The 19,194-nt window shown below is 60.7% G+C and carries 23 protein-coding genes and 1 tRNA gene; 10 read left to right on the forward strand and 14 right to left on the reverse strand.

Annotated elements, in window-relative coordinates:
• Positions 1–10 precede the first annotated feature (10 nt).
• Entirely contained in the window at positions 11–1,396 is a 1,386-nt protein-coding gene (gene dnaB, locus J2Y41_RS21065) for a replicative DNA helicase (protein ID WP_224092586.1), read from the reverse strand.
• 630 nt (positions 1,397–2,026) lie between these two features.
• On the opposite strand from dnaB, the gene J2Y41_RS21070 reads away from it, so the two are divergent.
• The gene (locus J2Y41_RS21070; protein WP_224093934.1) at positions 2,027–2,497 is read left to right on the forward strand and encodes a hypothetical protein; all 471 of its coding nucleotides are present in this window, start codon (positions 2,027–2,029) and stop codon (positions 2,495–2,497) included.
• A 7-nt stretch (positions 2,498–2,504) separates the two neighbouring features.
• The gene (locus tag J2Y41_RS21075; RefSeq protein WP_224092578.1) at positions 2,505–3,080 is read left to right on the forward strand and encodes a hypothetical protein; all 576 of its coding nucleotides are present in this window, start codon (positions 2,505–2,507) and stop codon (positions 3,078–3,080) included.
• Between the two features lie 6 nt (positions 3,081–3,086).
• On the opposite strand, the gene J2Y41_RS21080 is transcribed toward J2Y41_RS21075, so the two are convergent.
• Together J2Y41_RS21080 and J2Y41_RS21085 are read right to left on the reverse strand one after the other, a co-directional pair.
• The gene (locus J2Y41_RS21080; RefSeq protein ID WP_309931460.1) at positions 3,087–3,449 is read right to left on the reverse strand and encodes a zf-TFIIB domain-containing protein; all 363 of its coding nucleotides are present in this window, start codon (positions 3,447–3,449) and stop codon (positions 3,087–3,089) included.
• 49 nt (positions 3,450–3,498) lie between these two features.
• On the reverse strand, positions 3,499–4,122 hold the full coding sequence (locus J2Y41_RS21085) for an FMN reductase (protein ID WP_224167597.1): 624 nt from the start codon (positions 4,120–4,122) through the stop codon (positions 3,499–3,501).
• A gap of 187 nt (positions 4,123–4,309) precedes the next feature.
• Here J2Y41_RS21085 and J2Y41_RS21090 point away from each other — a divergent pair, with 187 nt between their 5' ends.
• Positions 4,310–4,486: a hypothetical protein gene (locus tag J2Y41_RS21090; protein WP_224165881.1), complete on the forward strand. Its 177-nt coding sequence runs from the start codon at positions 4,310–4,312 to the stop codon at positions 4,484–4,486.
• Position 4,487: 1 nt separating this feature from the next.
• On the opposite strand, the gene J2Y41_RS21095 is transcribed toward J2Y41_RS21090, so the two are convergent.
• Positions 4,488–5,471, reverse strand: a complete 984-nt coding sequence (locus tag J2Y41_RS21095) for an alpha/beta hydrolase (protein ID WP_309931463.1) — start codon at positions 5,469–5,471, stop codon at positions 4,488–4,490.
• 346 nt (positions 5,472–5,817) lie between these two features.
• Here J2Y41_RS21095 and J2Y41_RS21100 point away from each other — a divergent pair, with 346 nt between their 5' ends.
• From J2Y41_RS21100 to J2Y41_RS21115, 4 genes are read left to right on the forward strand one after another with little or no spacing between them, the layout of a single operon-like run.
• The gene (locus J2Y41_RS21100) at positions 5,818–7,251 is read left to right on the forward strand and encodes an SLC13 family permease (protein ID WP_309931465.1); all 1,434 of its coding nucleotides are present in this window, start codon (positions 5,818–5,820) and stop codon (positions 7,249–7,251) included.
• 46 nt (positions 7,252–7,297) lie between these two features.
• Positions 7,298–8,548 (forward strand): CaiB/BaiF CoA-transferase family protein, encoded by a 1,251-nt coding sequence (locus J2Y41_RS21105; protein WP_224092553.1) that lies wholly within the window; start codon positions 7,298–7,300, stop codon positions 8,546–8,548.
• Positions 8,545–9,522, forward strand: a complete 978-nt coding sequence (locus J2Y41_RS21110) for a hydroxymethylglutaryl-CoA lyase (RefSeq protein ID WP_309931470.1) — start codon at positions 8,545–8,547, stop codon at positions 9,520–9,522. Before J2Y41_RS21105 ends, J2Y41_RS21110 begins: the two co-directional genes overlap by 4 nt.
• A gap of 2 nt (positions 9,523–9,524) precedes the next feature.
• Positions 9,525–10,514: a D-glycerate dehydrogenase gene (locus tag J2Y41_RS21115; protein ID WP_309931473.1), complete on the forward strand. Its 990-nt coding sequence runs from the start codon at positions 9,525–9,527 to the stop codon at positions 10,512–10,514.
• 116 nt (positions 10,515–10,630) lie between these two features.
• Here the strand turns inward: J2Y41_RS21115 and J2Y41_RS21120 are convergent, their stop codons facing one another.
• Entirely contained in the window at positions 10,631–11,080 is a 450-nt protein-coding gene (locus tag J2Y41_RS21120; RefSeq protein WP_224165888.1) for an SRPBCC family protein, read from the reverse strand.
• Between the two features lie 92 nt (positions 11,081–11,172).
• Here J2Y41_RS21120 and J2Y41_RS21125 point away from each other — a divergent pair, with 92 nt between their 5' ends.
• Positions 11,173–12,057, forward strand: a complete 885-nt coding sequence (locus J2Y41_RS21125) for a hypothetical protein (RefSeq protein ID WP_309931475.1) — start codon at positions 11,173–11,175, stop codon at positions 12,055–12,057.
• 87 nt (positions 12,058–12,144) lie between these two features.
• Here J2Y41_RS21125 and J2Y41_RS21130 read toward each other — a convergent pair whose 3' ends face one another.
• The 4 genes from J2Y41_RS21130 to J2Y41_RS21145 all read right to left on the reverse strand — a co-directional run bounded on the left by J2Y41_RS21130 (position 12,145) and on the right by J2Y41_RS21145 (position 15,921).
• A complete protein-coding gene (locus tag J2Y41_RS21130) occupies positions 12,145–12,603 on the reverse strand; it encodes a hypothetical protein (RefSeq protein WP_224165889.1) in 459 nt (152 codons plus the stop codon).
• 601 nt (positions 12,604–13,204) lie between these two features.
• On the reverse strand, positions 13,205–14,104 hold the full coding sequence (locus J2Y41_RS21135; protein WP_309931478.1) for a diacylglycerol kinase family protein: 900 nt from the start codon (positions 14,102–14,104) through the stop codon (positions 13,205–13,207).
• A 57-nt stretch (positions 14,105–14,161) separates the two neighbouring features.
• The gene (locus J2Y41_RS21140; RefSeq protein WP_224092536.1) at positions 14,162–14,953 is read right to left on the reverse strand and encodes an IclR family transcriptional regulator; all 792 of its coding nucleotides are present in this window, start codon (positions 14,951–14,953) and stop codon (positions 14,162–14,164) included.
• 116 nt (positions 14,954–15,069) lie between these two features.
• A complete protein-coding gene (locus tag J2Y41_RS21145) occupies positions 15,070–15,921 on the reverse strand; it encodes a PhzF family phenazine biosynthesis protein (RefSeq protein ID WP_224092534.1) in 852 nt (283 codons plus the stop codon).
• Between the two features lie 55 nt (positions 15,922–15,976).
• On the opposite strand from J2Y41_RS21145, the gene J2Y41_RS21150 reads away from it, so the two are divergent.
• A complete protein-coding gene (locus J2Y41_RS21150; RefSeq protein ID WP_309931481.1) occupies positions 15,977–16,453 on the forward strand; it encodes a DUF1801 domain-containing protein in 477 nt (158 codons plus the stop codon).
• A 10-nt stretch (positions 16,454–16,463) separates the two neighbouring features.
• Here J2Y41_RS21150 and rplI read toward each other — a convergent pair whose 3' ends face one another.
• The 4 genes from rplI to rpsF all read right to left on the reverse strand — a co-directional run bounded on the left by rplI (position 16,464) and on the right by rpsF (position 18,248).
• Entirely contained in the window at positions 16,464–16,916 is a 453-nt protein-coding gene (gene rplI, locus J2Y41_RS21155; RefSeq protein ID WP_223935139.1) for a 50S ribosomal protein L9, read from the reverse strand.
• 18 nt (positions 16,917–16,934) lie between these two features.
• Positions 16,935–17,174, reverse strand: coding sequence for a 30S ribosomal protein S18 (rpsR, locus tag J2Y41_RS21160; RefSeq protein WP_003800144.1), 240 nt, complete (start codon positions 17,172–17,174; stop codon positions 16,935–16,937).
• Between the two features lie 127 nt (positions 17,175–17,301).
• Positions 17,302–17,892, reverse strand: a complete 591-nt coding sequence (locus J2Y41_RS21165; protein WP_216924481.1) for a single-stranded DNA-binding protein — start codon at positions 17,890–17,892, stop codon at positions 17,302–17,304.
• A 50-nt stretch (positions 17,893–17,942) separates the two neighbouring features.
• Positions 17,943–18,248, reverse strand: coding sequence for a 30S ribosomal protein S6 (gene rpsF, locus J2Y41_RS21170; protein WP_021473324.1), 306 nt, complete (start codon positions 18,246–18,248; stop codon positions 17,943–17,945).
• Positions 18,249–18,479: 231 nt separating this feature from the next.
• Here rpsF and J2Y41_RS21175 point away from each other — a divergent pair, with 231 nt between their 5' ends.
• Complete coding sequence (locus J2Y41_RS21175) at positions 18,480–18,818, forward strand: YnfA family protein (protein ID WP_224165892.1); 339 nt, start codon at positions 18,480–18,482, stop codon at positions 18,816–18,818.
• Positions 18,819–18,889: 71 nt separating this feature from the next.
• Here the strand turns inward: J2Y41_RS21175 and J2Y41_RS21180 are convergent.
• Positions 18,890–18,972: transfer RNA gene (locus tag J2Y41_RS21180), tRNA-Leu, on the reverse strand.
• Positions 18,973–19,194: the final 222 nt, after the last annotated feature.

Genomic DNA, 19,194 nt, shown 5'->3' on the forward strand with positions numbered 1-19,194 from the left:
GCGACTGCAGCTAGAACCCGCCGCCACCACCGGCATCGCCAGCCATGTTGGCGAAACGCGAGTAGTGACCCTGGAACGCCACGACGATGTCCTTCGTGGGGCCGTTACGGTGCTTGGCGATGAGGATGTCGGCTTCGCCTGCACGCGGCGATTCTTTATCGTAGACGTCTTCCCTGTGGAGCAGGATGACCATGTCGGCATCCTGCTCGATGGAGCCGGATTCACGGAGGTCGGAGACCATGGGGCGCTTGTCCTGGCGCTGCTCGGAACCACGGTTCAGCTGCGACAGCGCAATGACGGGGACCTGAAGTTCCTTGGCGAGCAGCTTGAGGGCACGCGAGAACTCGGAGACTTCCTGCTGGCGGGACTCCACTTTCTTGCCCGAGCTCATGAGCTGGAGGTAGTCGAGGATCACGAGTTTGAGGTCATGCTGCTGCTTCAGCCGGCGGCACTTTGCCCTGATTTCCATGAGCGACATATTGGGGCTGTCGTCAATGAAGAGCGGGGCATCGTTCATTCGGCCCATGGTGGTGGCGATCTTGGACCACTGCTCGTCCTTGATCGTGCCCTTACGAAGGTCCTGCAGTCCGATGGTCGCTTCGGCGGAAAGCAGGCGCATCGCGATCTCGTTCCTGCCCATTTCGAGGGAGAACATGACTGTGGCCAGGTTGTTCTTGATAGCGGCGGAGCGGGCGAAGTCCAACGCGAACGTGGACTTACCGACGGCAGGGCGGGCAGCGATAACGATCATCTGGCCCGGGTGGAGTCCATGGGTCAGTTCGTCGAGCTCATAGAAACCGGTGGGAACGCCAACCATGCCTTCGCCGCGATGCCCGGAAGCTTCGATCTCGTCCACGGTGGACTCCATGACGTCCTTCAACGCCACGTAGTCTTCGGCAGTACGCTTTTCAGCAACCGCGTAGACCTCGGCCTGTGCCTGGTTGACGAGGTCTTCCACTTCGCCGTCCTGGCCGTAGCCCATCTGGACGATCTTGGTGCCGGCGTTCACGAGTCGGCGCAACACTGCGCGCTCTGCCACGATCTCGGCGTAATAGCCTGCGTTGGCGGCTGTGGGAACGGTTTGGATGAGCTCGTGCAGGTAGGCCGGTCCGCCGATCCTGTTGATCTCTCCGCGCTTGGTCAGCTCATCGGAGACCGTAACTGCGTCGGCAGGTTCGCCGCGGCCGTAGAGGTCAATGATCGACTCGTAAATGGTCTCGTGGGCGGGACGGTAGAAGTCGTGGCCACGGACAATTTCGACGACGTCTGCGATTGCGTCCTTGGACAACATCATGCCGCCAAGGACTGACTGCTCAGCGGGGATGTCCTGCGGAGGTTTCCGGCTCGAGTCCGAAGCGCGTGCGCCCTCGATTGAGTCCAAGTGCGTAACTGACAAAGCCGTCCTCCATTTGTGTACCGCTGCAGAGAGTTAGTCCTCAGTGGTGCGTAAAGCGCAGGTGTACCTGGGATGGATTGCCCGAGCCTCCGGACCAGCCGAGTGCTCCTGTTATATCCATGGGGGTCCGACAATTTTCGGCTTTCCCCAATTTCCACAACTTATCCACAGAAGTCTCCCCAAGCACGTTTGCGCGCGGCTGCCTGAAGGTCACTGAGAGGGCAAATTCCATACTGAAACAGGTACCCGAGCCACGTTAGCGGTGCGCAGTCCGGGCGCAAAGTCCACTGTCAAGCCCACATGTGGATAACCTGTGGAATACCGCCCCCACGTTGTGCACAGTCTGTGCGTTACCCTGTGGATAGAGAAATTCTTTTTGCGGCAACTAGCTTCTGACCTGCGGAAACACTCATCACAGCCTGTGGAGCAAAGAAAGTTTTGGTGGAAAATCATCCACAGACCCGGCACGGCCGGCTGGTCGTCGTAGCCCAAAATCCATGCTAAACATGCCGCAAATGTGATGCGTCTTACAAAGAGGGCCCTAATTTGACACTGTCCTCTCAGAAGTCTATGCCGGGAATGGAATGTGCTGTGGATAACCAAGTTCTGGCATAAGCTCTAAGCATGGGGATGAACTTTGGTGACGTGCTGATGATTGCCCTTCCGCTAATTGTCCTCCTGGGCCTGCTGTGGGCGCTTTCAGCGGCTTTCAAACCGCGCGACACAGGCCTTTCGGATGCCGAGCGTTATCAACACGAACTTGCGGCCCGGTCCGCAGCGCACCAAGCCTCCCAGGTTCAGGCGGCCCTTGCTGCCCGCGCCAAAATCGAGGCTTCCACCAAGCCAAGCCAGAACGAGGCCCAGCACACCCAGCAGACGGAACAAAGCCGCGCTGCTCATCAGGCTCAAGCAGCCAGGACGGCCGGCGCCCAAAGCGGGCACCAGCCAGCGGTGCTTCCCAATGGCCAGCTCAATCCCCAGCTCGCCTTCGACTTGCAGAACCTGGTCCGCAGCGGGCGCAAGATCGAAGCCATCAAGGTCTTCCGCCAGGCAACCCATTCAGACTTACTCACTGCTAAGAACTACGTAGATCGGCTCTGACAACGCCATGGATTCCTTGTTTATCCCGCTCGTAATTTTGATCGCGGTCATTGCGGGCGTACTGCTGCTTATGCGTTCCTTCAGCAAGCGTTCGGCCGAGACCAAGGCCGGCGCCGCTGCGGCCAACCCACCCAAGGATCCAGTGCAGTTGGCGAAAGAATCGGCGGCGAAGCTGAACGAGGAACAGCACAGGCGGCTCTACTCGCTTATTGCCCAGGGCCAGGGCATGGCAGCGATCAAGCTGTATCTGCAGGCCACCGGTGAGGGTCTACGGGCATCACGCGACGCCGTGGGCGCTCTGGCCGCACACCCCCAGCCCTTCACGCCGGAGGCGCAGCCCAAGGATCTCCTGTCGGACGACGACGACGAGCCCGAGCGCTTCCCGTACCGGTACCGGGCAATAGTCAGCAAGGGCGATGTAACGCGCGAAGTGAGCAGCAACATGCTCAACGACGAGATCTACGGACGGATCCGTACCTTGGCAAAAAGCGGTGATGTGGAGGGCGCAGCATTGGCACTGACACGCCACTCGGACATCACCATCAAACAGGCCCGTGAATTCATCGAGCTCCTGGAAGACTAACGGCGGCTAGAAATCGAAAAGGTCTCCCAGGAAGCCTTCCTTCTTCTTGCGTTTACGGCCATATTCGTCGCGACGGTCATAGTCACCCCTGCGCTCATAATCCCGGCGGTCATAGTCGCGTCGATCGCCGCGGTCATCGTAGCGGGGTTGTTGGGGCCGCGATTCAAAGGGGTTGTAGACGGGCGGCGGTGCGATCGGAGGGTGCGGCGGGGCCGGCGCCTGCCTCGCAGGGGCCGGCATGGAGTCGGCAGCGACGCGATCAATGATCTTGTCCAGCTCACCGCGGTCCAGCCATACACCCCGGCATTGCGGGCAATAGTCAATCTCCACGCCGCTTCGTTCGCTCATCACCAGGTCAATGGAATCCACAGGACACTTCATGCTTGGCCCAACGATCGGACCCGGTGAAAAGTTCGGACTACCTGCCGGCTGAAATGCCGGCCAGCAGCTGTTCGAAGGGCAGTGACTCCAGCGCCGGGGCCTTGCGGCCCGGCTGGGCGCCACTGAGCAGTTGCACGAGTTCGCCGGCCGCCCGGTCCACTCGCGCTGAGAGGGGCGAGCCGCCGTCGTCGTTTCCCCAGTCCTGGGGCCCGGCGAAGACGCCGGTGGCAGCCGTGCGGGTCCTGAGGTAGCTGAACAGCGGCCGCATGGCGTAGTCCAGGACCATCTGGTGGCGGTCGGTGCCGCCTGTGGCGCCAAGCAGTACGGCTTTGCCGTCGAGGGACTTGGGGTCCAGGACGTCGATGAACGACTTGAAGAGGCCGCTATAGGACGCGCTGAAAACGGGACTGACGGCGATGATTCCGTCTGAATCCTCGACGCCGGCGATCACTTCTGCGAGGCGGGGCGCGGCATAGCCGGTCACGAAGTTGTTGGCGATGTCCACCGCCAGGTCCCGCAGCTCGACGACGTCAATCCTCACCTCATATCCTGCCGCGCGCAACTGCCGCTCGGCGGAGGCGGCCAGTTGGTCCGCCAGCAGGCGGCTCGACGACGGGACGCCGAGTCCGGCGGAAAGGACGGTGATGCGGCGGGTTTCCATGGCATTCTCCTGTTGCTCGTTCATTCCCAGCTTACATGCATATGCATCTAAATGAGTGAACGAGGGAGCATCACGAAGTATTCCCATAGGTACGGTCAGGGCTTCCCCAGCTGAAGAGCCAGGTCCCATCCGGACGTCGAGCGACGAACGACGGTAAAATTAAGGCTAGAGGTGCATGGCGATGTCTATGGCTTTTGTTGTTGTCCTGGTCTTGTTGGGTGCGGCTTCCCTTGCCGCGGCGATAGGCACGGTGGCGTTGGTGATCCGCGACGGTCGCGGGGAGATTCCACTGGAACCCCCGGTTCGGCCATGGTCAGCGGGACACCTCCCAAGCCGGCCGTACTCCACTCTTCCCCACATTTAGCTCACTTCGACCTGGCGGCGTGCGTGGACAGGAAGTCGAAGGTCTTGTCCCTGGCATCGCGCGCCTCGGCGAAGTTCAAGTGGAACTGGTACTCATGCGGCAGTTCGGGATCGTGGTCCGCGGCCCAAAACAATTCGGTCACCGGAACACCCGCTTCCTTCAGGCGATTGCTGTAGGGAACCGACTGAAGCCACGTCAGACCATCGCCGTTGCCGCCGCTGATGAAGGTCGGCGGGAAATCCTTGGTTACAAAATCAATGGTGGACATGGTGCTGCCCGCATATGTGGAGGACCAGTCCTTCGTTCCGGTGTAGGCCCACAGCGAGGTTTTGAAGCCCCACGCAACCAGGCCATTGAGGTCGGCCATGGCCCGCAGGTCATACACACCGCAATGCAGGATGGTGGCCGCGAGGTCCGATTTCTGGAGCGCGGGCTGGATCCCCATCAGGTTGGCATACTCGGGGTTAACAGTGAGAGTGGTCATTTGGCTGGCCAACTGCGCGCCTGCTGAATCGCCAGCCAGAACAATCCGGGTGGTGTCCACGTTCAATTCACTGGCGTGCGCTTTGATGTAGCCGAGCGCATCGTTGATGTCCCGTATCGCGGTGGGGTAGACGGCCTCCGGCGCGATCGGGTAGCTCACCCCAATGGTCGTGTAGCCCTCGGCAGCAAGAATCCGAAGATAGGGTTCCACATCGCCTTGAGCCCCCGAGATCCACGCACCGCCATGGATCCAGACGATCGTCGGGAGCGCCTCGGTAGTGCCGGCAGGACTGAAAACATCGAAAGTAGAACCGGGCTTATAAACGACACCGGCCCGCTCCTCCAACGGAGTGTCCGGGACGTAGGGCGCCATCTCGTCAATGGTGGACTGCGCTCCGCGCTCAAAAACACTGCGAATCAACATGGCGGAGGGCCAAGGAGTGGCCGACAGGGCAAGCAGGATGACCAAGATCAGAATGATGGCGAGGTCGAGTTTCCTCACTCGGGCAGGACGCCGTCGTTTGGCCTGCACAGCTGCCCTGGAACCGGGACCTAAAGGGGAACCACCTCCCTCATCCGTCCGGGCTGTTGCCCCGCCAGTCACGTTGGCTTGAGTCGATTCCAATGGCCCCATTACACACTCCCCCAGTTGGTGTACCTGTGGACCATGCTAAGTCTGCGGGGCTGGATCATGAAGGACCGGCCACCCAATTGGCTCAGTCTAATTTGTCGAAGAGGCTTGCAATATGAGTTTAAACTCATAATATGGGATCAGTGATGTGGCCTGTCTCACGGCGCGCATCAATTCCAAGCCTTCAGAGTGGAAGGCCCAACGATCGGATTCCCCCATGTCAGACATTGCTGTTCTGATCAACACAGCTGTAGCGGTCTTGGCCGCCGTCGTGCTGATCGTCCGCTTCAGAGTCAACCCCGTCATCTCCCTGGTCATCGCCTCCGTATACCTGGGCCTGGCCGTCGGCCTCGGCGTCGAAGAGACCGTCAAAACCATCACCTCCGGCTTCGGTGAGATCATGGTGGACGTCGGCCTGCTCATCGCCTTCGGCGTCTTAATGGGCTCCATCCTCAATCAGAGTGGCGCCATCCGGCGCCTTGTGGAGCATCTGCTCAAGACTTTTGGCCCGAAACGCCTGCCTTACACGATGGGCCTGGCAATAGGCACACTCCTCCAGTCCATCTTCCTTGACGTCCTGCTCGTCATCTCAGCCCCGCTGGCCCGCAAACTCGCCCCGAAAATCGGAAAGCTGGGTACAGCCCGCATGGCAACCGCCATGGCCATCGCCCTGGAATGCGGCATTGTCTTTACGGTTCCGGGCGTAGCCTCGCTGGCCTTGGCAGGCCTCCTCAACGTTCCACTCGGCAAGATGCTGCTCTTCGGCCTGTTGCTGGTTATTCCGACCATCATCATTTCCATTGCCATCATGACGTTCCTCTTCCGCCGCGGTTTCTGGAATGAAACCAAGGACGAGGACCACACCTTCGTGGCCGAGGAAGACAGCGAGGGCGAGGAGCCCACCAGCGGCCCCCTCCCCGCAACAAATACCGCCGGCAAGTCCGCAGTCGGCTCCAACACGAAGCCAACCGGCGCTGCAGTGGCTGTTGCCGAACGCGAGAGCAAAGAGAAGCCGCTGATCATGCTCTTTGCACCGCTCCTGACTTCCCTGATCCTCATCGGCGCCGGAGCCATCCTGCAGATTTTCAAGATTGATCTGCCCTGGCTCCAATTGCTTGGCGAACCCGTCATCGCCCTTCTCATCGGACTCATTGGTACGTGCCTTGTCACCCGTGCATCCATCGGGCAGAAGAAGGTTGAGGAGGCCATCACTGTCGGCTTCAAGGAAAGCGGCCAGATCCTGATCCTCACCGGTGTGGGCGGATCCCTGGCGGCCACGGTAAAGGCCGCCGGCCTCGGCGATATCCTTGGTGGCTTCTTCTCAGCGAGCACCGTCGCCCCCTTGCTGGTGGTCTGGGCCATCGCCGCAGTGCTGCACATCGCCGTCGGGTCTGTCACCCTGTCCGCCATTACGGCAGCCGGCCTGCTGGCACCCATCGCTCCCGCGATCGGCCTGGATCCAGTACTGCTCGCCCTCGCAGCCGGCGCCGGATCGCTCTTCATGGTTCACGTCACCAGCAACACGTTCTGGCTCCTGCAGTCCCTTTTGGGCCAGAGTGTGAGGGGTGCATTGAAATCGGTCACCGTGGGAGTTTCGGTAGCCTCGGTGGTCGCGATCTTGCTGATCCTGCCCTTGAGCCTGCTGTTCTGACCGCCCCGCCAACCGTCCCATCACGAAGCACGCACGAGAGAAGACCATGACACACCAAACAATCGCCCCATTGGACGGCGTTCGAGTCCTCGAGCTCGGCAATTACATCGCCGCTCCCACGGCTGGCAGGCTGCTCGCCGATTTCGGTGCTGAAGTCATCAAGGTCGAGCGTCCAGGCACCGGAGACGAGCTCCGCAATTGGCGCCTCCACAAGGGCAACACGTCGATGCTCTACCGCACGCTGAACCGCAACAAGAAGTCAGTGGTCCTGGATCTCCGAACGGAAGCGGGCAGGCAGGCCGTGCTGGCGCTCGTTGCAAAATGCGACATCCTGCTGGAGAACTTCCGTCCTGGAACGCTGGAAAAGTGGGGCCTCGGCCCCGAAGTCCTCAATCAGGCCAATCCGGACCTCATCGTCACCCGCATCTCTGCCTTTGGGCAGACGGGGCCACTGTCCGAGCGGCCCGGTTTTGCCGCCGTCGCCGAGGCGTATAGCGGGTTCCGCAACCTGGTGGGCGATCCGGACCGCGCGCCCGTCCGCGTGGGCGTCTCCATCGGAGACTCGATCGCGGGCCTTTACGCCGCCTTCGGCTCCATGATGAGCCTGTACCAGCGTGAAGCACGACGCCGGGACTCGGCTGGCGCTGTGCCGCTCACCGAGCGCATCATCGACGTCGCGCTGAACGAGGCGATGTTCTCCATGATGGAATCGCTCATTCCGGATTACCAGGCCTATGGCGTGGACCGGCAGCGGGTCGGCGGCCGAATGGAAGGGATCGCTCCCTCCAACGCCTATGTCTGCAAGGACGGTGCCAGCATTGTGGTGGCCGGCAACGGGGACTCCATTTACCAGCGGTACATGGAAACCATCGGCCGGGCGGACCTCGCCAAGGACCCGGAGCTGCAGAGCAATGCAGGACGCTGGGCACGCCGCGAGGAACTGGACCAAGCCATCGGCGAATGGTCCGCGCAGCTGACAGCTCCTGAAGCTTTGGCAGCCCTTGATGCCGCTGGGGTTCCGGCTGGTCCCATCTACACAGCCGCGGACATCAGCACGGACAGCCAGTACGCGGCCCGCAACATGATCCAGAAGTTCGACGTTTCCACTGGCGAGGAGATCCTTCCGGGGGTAGGTTTCCCGGGCATCGTTCCCGTGATCGGAGACCAGTCCCTGCCCATCCGCAATCTGGGACCGGACCTCGGCGAAAACACTGAAGAAATCCTTGGCGGGCTCCTTCACTTGGATGCTGCGCAAATCGATGCGGCTTCGGGCCGCGAGGAGGCTCTCCGACCATGACCAGCTTTGAAAGCCCCCTTGCCACAACACTGGGCAACACTCTGGGCAACACCATCCTGCGGGACGTCACCCTGAGGGACGGGCTTCAGCTCACCGGCAAACTCCTGCCCACTGAGCAGAAGATCGAAACTGTGCGGGAGTTACTGCGGCTGGGCGTGCCGGCCATTGAGCTGGGATCCATGGCCCGGGCTGACCTGGTCCCCACCATGGCGAACACCTTGGAAGTAGTCCAGGCACTCACTCCCGAGGAACTGGAAAAGTGCTGGATCTGGGTAGCGACACCCGGCCACGTTGCCAAGGCATCAGCTGCGGGCGCACGGAATTTCCAATACTGCCTGTCTGCTTCCAATTCACATAACAAGGCGAACATTGGCCGCACCACGGACGAAAGCCTGGCGGCTTTGCCCGAGGCGGTTGAGTACGCCCGGGCAGTCGGAGGCCAGATACAACTCTGCATCGCAACGTCCTTCACCTGTCCTTTCGAGGGCTACGTTCCGGAGGAGCGGATCCTTTCGATCGCCAACGATCCCCGGGCCGAGGGCACCACGGACATCGTCATTTGCGACACCCTGGGGCAGGCCGTTCCCGCCCAGGTTTCCAGCCTGATCACGCGGGTACGGGATGAATCCCCTGCCCGGCGGATCGTCTATCACGGTCACGACACCTGGGGCTTGGGCGTGGCCAACACCCTCGCTGCAATCCAGGCGGGCGCCGCTATGGTGGACGGCGCTTTGGGCGGCCTGGGCGGTTGCCCGTTCGCGCCCGGCGCCAGCGGCAACACCTCCAGCGAGGACATCCTGTTCGCCACACGTCCCGAATGGCTCACGCCGGACGTGTTTGGCGAACTCGTGGTCCTGTCAGAGAAGCTGCTTGCCGAGCTGGGCGAGCCCAACCGCTCAAAGGCTGCCCAAGGCGCGCGCTCCCGGGCTGCGGCTTTCGACTGGGTCATCCCGTCCTCCACAGGAAGCGACTAACCGTGGGCAACCACTTCCTTGTCACTACGGCCATCCCTGAGCCCGGTCTGCAATTGCTCTCCGACGCCGGCCAGGTCACGGTCCTTCCCCAGCCGCCTGATTACGCAACACTTTCAAGCTTGTGCGCTTCGGGAGACTACGACGTTGTCCTCACTCAATTACGAGACGTCATCGACGAGCCACTGCTGGCCGGGGCGCGGGTGAAAGGCGTTTCAAACTACGCCGTAGGCTACAACAACATCGACGTCGAAGCCGCCACCCGGCACGGCATCCTCGTTGGCAATACACCCGGCGTCCTGACCGACGCGACGGCGGATATCACCATGCTGCTCATCCTCGGTACTGCGCGCCGCGTGGTGGAAGCCGACAGGGTTGTCCGCGAAGGAAAGTTCCTCGGATGGGAACCGGAGTTCATGCTCGGGCGGGACGTCTCAGGCGCCGTCCTGGGCCTGGCTGGTTTCGGCAGGATCGCCCGCGCCGTAGCCCGGCGGGCCCTGGGTTTCGGCATCGAAGTGCTCTTCGCCCCACGGCCACCCGGCGACCGTCCGGTCTCCGACCAGGAACTCGGCGAGTTCGCAGGAAAGGTCCGGCAAGTGCCTTGGCTCGAGCTGGTGAAGCGCAGCGACTTCCTCTCCTTGCATGTTCCGCTGAACGAACAGACCCGACACCTGGTAAACGCCGATGTTCTGGCAGGGATGAAGCCCGACTCCATCCTCATCAACACAGCCCGAGGTCCCGTGGTGGACGAAGCTGCTCTCGTGGAGGCCCTCCGCAACGGCGTCATCGCCGGGGCTGGTTTGGATGTGTTTGAGGACGAGCCCCGCCTCTCGCCCGGACTCGCCGACCTGCCCAACACGGTTCTCCTGCCACACGTCGGCAGCGCAACCGTCCCTGTCCGCGCCGAAATGGCCAGGCTCAGCGCCCTCAACGCGATCGCTATCGCCGAGGGCAACCTGCCACTGCACGCCGTCAACCCTCTCGCCAGAGCATGAGCATTCTGGTTGCCCCGGACAGTTTCAAGGGCACGTTTACGGCAGCTGAGGTTGCGTCTGTTGGTAGCGACTGATGCCGAGGCGATGCGGGCTGCCGGGCTGGCCGTCGCAAGGCTCTAGCTTGGCTTCCCCGCTCCGCCGGCTGCCATCAACTCCAGCCGTTTTAGTGTCTCGCGGTTGCGGACGGTGATGATAGGATCCCGGAGCACCTTCGGCACCACCTTTCCCGGGCCCCGGGTGGCGTCCTCAGCCATGGAAACGCGGCACTGGTTGCCACCCAGATCCTTCAAGGTAATACGCACTTTTGCTTCACCTACGGGCCAGCCACGGGCTAAAAGTTCCAGGCTCCGTCCAGGTTCCACGGCGGTGACGCTGGTGCTGTCGTTGAGCAGGAGCGGCCAGGCTCCCACAGAGTGATGCAGCTTTGAACCGACCTGTGGCCAATGATCATCCACCGCACGAATCCTTGAGGCGCCAACTACCCACCCGGAGTAGAGCCAGCCATCGGCGATGACATTCCAGACGTCGGCGGCAGTTGTGTTGAACAGCTGGGTAACGGTGGACATGGATTTCCCTTCTGTGTGCCTTCGGCATCTGTGGTGAGACTAAGCTAAGCATGCTTACAAATTGACTGCCATAGCCCGCCTACACTGTTGGCATGGTCATCAGGGAGTGGCGTTACTGGGCGGCATGCGTAGCTCTGGTGTCCGTGCTGCCTCTGGCGTCATGTGACGGTGTCCCCCACCAGGAACCGCCAGCCACCTCCAGCGATCAGCCCATCGCCGTGGAGGTCAATCAGTCCCGCGACCAATACGGCAAGCAAGCAATCCTCATTCAGCTCACCAACACCACAGACACTCCCCTTACCGTGAGTGGTGTGCGGCTGACTTCCCCGTTGTTTGGGAAAGACATCATCTGGGAGCCAACAACCGGCGTCCTGGAGCTACCACCCCGGCAGCCCAAGAGCCTTCCCGCCGCTTTGCCTGCTCCGCATTGCAGGCAGTCGCCCACTGGACAAGTCACGGCCGTCGTTCAATATTCGGAACCAGCTAAGGGACCCGCGGAAACCTCGGTTGAGGCGCGGGATCCGTTCAACGTCCTGCCCCGGAACAGCGACGAGCTGTGTTTGGGAGCCGATGCTGCCTCCGTAGCCGCCATCGTCTTGGACCCCGCCCTTGAGGTGGCCCCGGATGGCCGCACCGCCGTCGTGCGTCTTGTCATCACCCCTGTGAGCACCCCCGGTCAGTCGCCCCAAAAGCTCATGATCAAGTCCATCGAGGGAACCACCCTGCTGGCCGAATCGCCTGCGGATCCCTGGCCCCGCGACATCACGATAGCCTCTGACGCGGCCATGAGGGAGTTACCCTTGACGATCCGTCCGGCGCGATGCGACCCGCATGCAGTGGCCGAGGATAAGGTGGGAACGCTGTTGCCGCTAAGGATTTCGGTGGGCGCACGGGAAGGCGTGCTGAAAGTTGCAGCACCGAATGAATTACGTGGGCGTATCTACGACTTCGTGACGGCGGCCTGCGGTGGAAAGTGAGGGTTCGCTTGATGTCGATTGCCGGAAGGACAGACGTCACCCCGAAGCTGGCTGCGCTCCGGGGTGAGCCGTTCAATCCCGCCTTATCTATTTGTCAGTACTCGAAGTGACGGTCCCCTCTGAGAAGACGAACTCACCTATGACCGTGACGCCGTCGAGGTCGTAGACTGGGATACTCACCGGACCCTTCGGTCGGTTTGCCTGCCAATGCAATGCTTCTTCTGGCGACTTGAATAGCGACGGATCGCCACTTGCTACTTTTCGTTCGCTGTTCTTGACGTACCCAATTCGATCGTTGGTTGCATAGGCCCGAATCAGGTCCGGTTCAACGGAAACCCCCTCGACCTCAGTTGGAAGCCCATACGTTTGTCCAGCGGCATTTTTCTCGAAGGGGGCGTCACTCAACACGACGGCGGGCGATTGGGGCGATACTTCGGGTGTGACTGTGGGCTGGGATGTAGCGCTGGCAACTCCGATTCCGGCACCGCCGAGAAGAATTGCTCCTAAAAGGACAGTTGTGGTTCGGGTTTTCAACAGACGTTTCATTTGCCGCTCCGAAATCATGGGTTCTGGACTTTCCCTGGAATAGTCGAGTACTGGTTATAGGAGCTTGACCACGTGTTCCAAGCCATGGTTTCACCGTGGCTGTAGAAGTACCGCATTCCTCCACCAAAGTTGTAGGACGCCGTGTACCCCCGCCACTCGTGACTACCTAAATTCCCTATATAAGTTTTCGCACAATAGAATACGGCCGTCACTGCCTCACTCCGCCCGCGTCACCAGGCCAACACTGACGTGCCGACACCTACTAGGTGTGCGCGCACACGGAAACGTGACGCAGTTCTCATTACCCAGGATCGAGGAGAATTTTTTTGCGGCATCATCGAGCCGGAGTTTCCCTCAAGAACCGGCAGACATAGGCCGCGCTGGAAGTGCGGCCTATGCGCTCGAATGGCATGTCGGGCCAGCTTGACCGTTAGTGCCGCAGCGTTGAGATTTGATCGATGGCAACACGTAGAATTTCATACGCATTGAACGGCGATTCTTGCCTAAGAACCGGACGAGCAGAACACGTTCCAGAGACTCACTATGAACGAGTAGACCGCCGAATCCATGTAGCCGATCTTGCAGCCCAGTGAAGCTGGCCTTAGCCCACCGTAGCCAGGGCGGCCGGAGCGCATTCCACCCTGACTTTCACATTGGCTTCCACTGTCTTCACTTCACCATCCATCTGGTACGGCAAGGGTTTGAGCGTAGTGAATTCGTAGCTGCTCACGCTCGGCTGATCGCCCAGGCCCTGGGTGGTTGCGCGGAGGGCTGTCAGCAGCACACGCCATTTGGGCATGTGTGGAAAGACGATGACTTCGAATTTTCCGTCAGAGGGGTGATCTTCGGCCTCGCTGAGTGTGGCGTACTTGGCCATTTCGGGGATGTTGGCGAAAACCAGGCTGTCGAATTTCCTGCGTTTGCCATCGGATGTGCGGATGGCGAATGGCTCGAATTTTGAAAACGTCTTAATGACGGAGACCATTTCAGTCAGGGCTCCCTTGCTGCCCTTTTCGAGCTCGGTGGCCACAACAGGTGTGAGACCAAATCCGATATAGGAATGCGCATATTCCAAAGGCTGGCCTTCTTTTTGGCCTGTGTGAATGCTCAAGAGGTCAATCTTCCGGACGTGGCCCTCAACAATAGCTTCTTCCAGTGGCTTGGTTCCCGTGATCCGACGGTGATCGTTGGCGTTGCCCGCGGCCATGACCGCACACACGGCTTGCGGGTTCCCGGCCTGCATTACTCCGTTGACAACCTCGTTATAGCCACCGTCACCACTCACGGAGACAACCAGGACGTCGCCTCCCTTTGCCGCCGCCGTCCTGGCCAGCTCAACGGCATGTCCAGCGTGTTCAGTAGGCTGCAGGGTAATCTCTGGGGCGTAGGAGAGCATGTCCTTCAGCTTGACCTGTAATTGCTCAGCCAGTTCGGGTGCATCACCTGTGCTGTTGGGATTGAAAATAATGGCGATCGATTCAAAATTCCGTGCAGAATGCATAATGTGCTCCTTGCGTGTACGCCCGTTTGGTTACTACCCGTTAGCTCTTAATAGCCCTTACGACTCCCCCGGGAACCGCCCGCCGATGAGTCTGGTCATGTGTTCCGCTGTTGCGAGCAAAGGTTCCACCCACGCCTGGCACGTCTCCAGCGGCATCCGCAGCGTCGGGCCGCTGATGGTGACTGCTCCCACCAGGGCAGCAGCTGAATCGAACACAGGCGCCGATAGCCCGGAGGCACCGTCTTCCCGCTCCCCCACGGTAATAGCAAAGCCATCCGCCCGCGTCTTCTTGACTGCTGTCTCCAATTCCTCGGAACTGGTGATGGTGTAGTCCGTGATCGGCTCCAACGGGTCCTGAAGGACAGCCTCCATCAGTTCAGGAGACCAAGCAAGCAGGACCCTTCCCGCCGAACCCGCATGAAGCGGGATGATCTTGCCAAGGTGCATCTCGCGCCGGAGCGCGTGACGGGTATCTGCCATGGCGACGCAAACGCGGTAGTGCTGTTCTGCTTTGAAGAAGCACGCAGTCTCACCGGTAGTATCGCGCAACGTCTTGAGCAGCGGGCTTAGAATGTCAACCACTTCCATGCCACGGGTGGCCGGAGCTGCCCAATACGCCATCCGCATGCCAATGCGGTACGCGTCGCCTTCCCGGTCCAGGAATCCTTGGGACGTCAGGTTGGTGACGAGACGCTGCACCGTGGAGGTCGGCATCCCCGTGTGCTCACGAATGTCGCTCAGCTGCAGCACCGGCTTCGACAGGGAGAAGGCGTCCAGGATGGACGTGATCTTGCCAAGGACAAGCAAAGGGTTGCCGTTGGCCTTCGCGGAAGCATCGGATGCTGACATAAGTCTCACGCTAAACGCTCGCCCGGGGGGACGCCAATCCATCCCCCAAGTTGTAGGTAGCAGATGATGCCGTTTTGAGCGTTCATAAGGGCATCAGCTGCTACCTACTTGGGGGGCTAGAGCAGCACGGTGCCCTGGATGCACGTAGCCGATGCCCCTCCGATCCAGATGTCACCGTCCTCAGCCTTCACATGGATGCGCCCCGCCCTGCCCAAGGCAGTGCCCTGCGCCGCCACGTATTCATCAGGTGCCCGCCCCGTGCCGATCAGCCACTGCGCTGCACCGGCGTTGAAACTTCCGGTCACGGGATCTTCCACCATGGCGTCGCCCGGAATGAACGTGCGCACTTCAAAGTCGACGTCGGACCCAGGCTCGTGTGGGCCGATCACCCCGACCTTGAGGTCACCCATCGCCACGAGATCCGGTTCGATCGCCAGGACCTGTTCTGCAGACTCAAGCAGGACACCAACCCACTCCGGGCCATTTACCAGCCATGATGCGTCCAGCAAGGCGTCCTCCGAAAGCCTCAGACCGGCTGCCAGCTGGGAACGAACGGCAGCGTCCACTGCTTCGAAGCGGGTCAGTGGTGGTGCAGCGAAAGCCAGCCTTCCGGCGTCGTGCTTCACTCGAACCAAACCTGCGCCGCATTCCTGCACCAGCACGCCATCCGTCTTGGGCTCTCCACCGGCCTGCAGCCAGGTGTGGGCGGAACCGAGGGTTGGGTGCCCGGCGAACGGGAACTCCTCGCTGCCAGTAAAGATGCGCACACGGTAATCGGCACGCGGATCCGTGGGAGGAAGAAGGAAGGTGGTCTCGGAAAGGTTGGTCCAGTTGGCGAAGTGCTGCATTGTCTCGCTGCTCAGTCCCTCTGCATCAACCACAACTGCGAGGGGATTACCGCGATACGGCTGGGCCGAGAAGACGTCGACCTGGTGGAAGGGGCGGATACGCAAGGATTCTGAAGTCACCGCTGCAGGCTATCACTGGGTGGCCGGCCAACCGCGTGTCTGCGAAACTACGACCATGGCAGAGAACAAGACCCAGCCCACGGGCATGTCCGTGGATGAATTCCTGTCCGCGGTGGAGCACCCCGGCCGGCGCGCCGACGGGTTGGAGCTGCGGCGGATGATGCAGGAGATCACTGGAAAGGAAGGCGTCATGTGGGGGCCGACGATCGTCGGATTCGGCAGCTACCACTACAAATACGAGAGTGGACGCGAAGGTGACTCCGCCGCCGTCGGATTCTCACCGCGCAAGGCAAACCTGGCACTTTATGGCCTCACGTACGGTCCCGACGCCGATCGACTGCTTCCTGAATTGGGCAAACACAAGACCGGGGCTGCATGTTTGTACATCAACCGGCTGGACGACGTGGACCGTGAGGTCCTCGCAGAAATGATCAGGACGGGCTACCAACACGTCATGTCGGAGCTCCACACGCCGACCTCGAAAGCAAAAGGACCCCCACCACCGGAAACCGGTGACGGGGGTCCTTCTTAGCAGTCAGAGACTACTTCCCTGCTACGACCTCGAGGTCGATAACAGCGGAAACATCCTCGTGCAGGCGAACGTTGGCCTGGTACGAACCGACAGACTTGATGTGGTTCGGCAGTTCAACGTTGCGCTTGTCGATGGCGCCAAGGCCAGCGGCCTCAACAGCAGCAGCGACATCAGCAGGCTTGACAGTGCCGAAGAGACGACCGGACTCGCCGGCCTTCACCTCAAGCTTGACCTTCTTGGAGGACAGAGCCTGAGCCTGTGCCTGTGCAGCTTCAACAGAAGCGTGGGCACGAGCAGCGCGGGCAGCCTTGATGGACTCAACCTGCTTCTCGCCACCCTTGGTCCAGGTCAGAGCGAAGCCGCGGGGCAGCAGGAAGTTACGTGCGTAACCGTCCTTGACCTCGACAACGTCGCCAGCAGCACCGAGACCGGTTACTTCGTGGGTCAGAATGAGCTTTGCCATGTTAGTTAATCCCTTCCCTTAGCCGCGGCCAGCGCCGGAGTAAGGCAGCAGAGCAACTTCGCGGGCGTTCTTGATTGCCTGGGCGATCTTGCGCTGTTCCTGAACGGTAACGCCAGTAACGCGACGAGCACGGATCTTTCCGCGGTCGGAGATGAACTTGCGCAGCAGTGCTACGTCCTTGTAGTCGATGACAGTGATGTCAGCGGCCTTCAAGGGGTTGGACTTTGGTTTGGGCTTACGGAGTTCAGCCTTAGCCATCGTGGAGCTCCTTTTCTATGGAGCCCGTGGATATTGATCCACGGGATGGTGGTGTTCGACGGCGGTAGTCGCCCGGGTGCCTTGCGGCAGTCCCGGCGGGTTCCGGCGTCGGACTTTTTCTTGGTGTTTAGAAGGGAGGTTCGGAATCCGGGCCGTTGCCCCAGCCGCCTGCATTGCTGACACCGGGCGTAGCCCAGGGGTCATCCTGCTGTGCGGGCTGGTTGCCGCCCCAGTTTCCACCGGAGTTGCCGCCCTGGCTTGCACCAGCTGCAGCGCCTCCTCCAAAGCCACCGGCGTTACCGCCACCGAAGCCACCCTGGCCACCGTTTCCGGCGCCGAACTGGCCACCGGAGCGCTGGGTACGGTTGACTTTGGCGTTTGCGTAACGCAGGCTCGGGCCGATTTCATCGACCTCAAGCTCGATAACGGTGCGCTTCTCGCCTTCCTTGGTTTCGTAGGAACGGCTCTTCAAACGGCCGGAAACAATGACGCGCATGCCCTTGGTGAGGGACTCGGCCACGTTCTCGGCAGCTTCGCGCCAGACGGAAGCGCGGAGGAACAGGGTTTCCCCGTCCTTCCACTCATTCGACTGACGGTCAAAGGTCCGGGGAGTAGAAGCGATGGTGAAGTTCGCTACTGCTGAGCCAGACGGGGTGAACCGCAGCTCCGGGTCATTGGTGAGATTACCGATGACCGTAATAGTCGTTTCGCCTGCCATCTACTGCCTCCTTGTTCGTTCCTGCGGTGTAAAGATCTGGAAGGGGCTGATTACTCAGCAACGACCTTCTGGTCTTCGGGGCGGATGATCTTGGTGCGCATGATCGTCTCGTTAAGAGACAGCTGGCGGTCAAGTTCCTTGGCGGTAGCCGGCTCAGCGGTGAAGTTCACCACTGCGTAGATACCTTCGGACTTCTTCTTGATGTCGTATGCCAGACGGCGACGGCCCCAGATGTCAACCTTTTCGATGGTTCCACCATCGGTGGTGATGACATTGAGGAACTTCTGAAGCGACGGCTCTACGGTACGCTCTTCGACCTCGGGGTCGATGATTACCATCAATTCGTAAGGACGCATATGTGAACCCACCTCCTTTGGGCTAAGCGGTTACGGTATTTCCGTAACAGGAGGTTCATTTGCGATGCTGTGGCTCGCTCCCCCGCCGAAGACTCGGAAGGAGGGCGCAACACAGACTTCAATATCTTAGTGCATCTCCTGCACTCAAAGCTATTCGGTGGAATCCACGACCGGAACCTGCCAATCGACGTATGTGGATAACTGAGTCCAGCGACCGTGAATACTGGGAGCATGACCGTCCTGAAGTCCACCATCCTCTTCATTCTTGCCGCCGTCGCAGAGATAGGTGGCGCCTGGCTCATCTGGCAGTCGGTCCGTGAGGGAAAGGCCTGGTGGTGGGCCGGTCTCGGGGTGGTGGTGTTGGGCATCTACGGCTTTGTCGCGGCGTTCCAACCCGACGCCCACTTCGGCCGCGTCCTCGCCGCGTACGGAGGGGTCTTCATTGTCGGTTCCCTCGCATGGGGAATGCTCGTCGATGGTTTCCGGCCGGACCGCTGGGACGTGGTTGGCGCAGTGCTCTGCATTGTGGGCGTCGGGATCATCATGTTCGCGCCGCGGCCCGGCTCTTGACCGGAGCCTCCAATCAAAGCCGGGAAACGACAAAACCCCTGGAAGATCAGCGATCTTCCAGGGGTTTCCTGTGCGCGGAGGGGGACTTGAACCCCCACCCCCTTTCGAGGACTAGCACCTCAAGCTAGCGCGTCTGCCATTCCGCCACCCGCGCAGGGTGATTCGGAGAAACAGTGTTTCGCTTTTCTCCGTAACAGCGACAAAGACACTAACACGAGGATGCCCATTTCGTGGATTCCTGCATCCCGATACGCCGGATTGAACGGGGAACCCGGGCTAGGTGTATTGACCTGAGAGGTTGGTGACGCGGCTGGCCGGTGTCTGACCCTTGAGGGCAGTGTGGGCTCGGTGGTGATTGTAGGCATGGAGCCACTCG

Source organism: Arthrobacter sp. 1088 (assembly GCF_031455315.1).
In the GTDB taxonomy this organism is placed as follows: domain Bacteria; phylum Actinomycetota; class Actinomycetes; order Actinomycetales; family Micrococcaceae; genus Arthrobacter.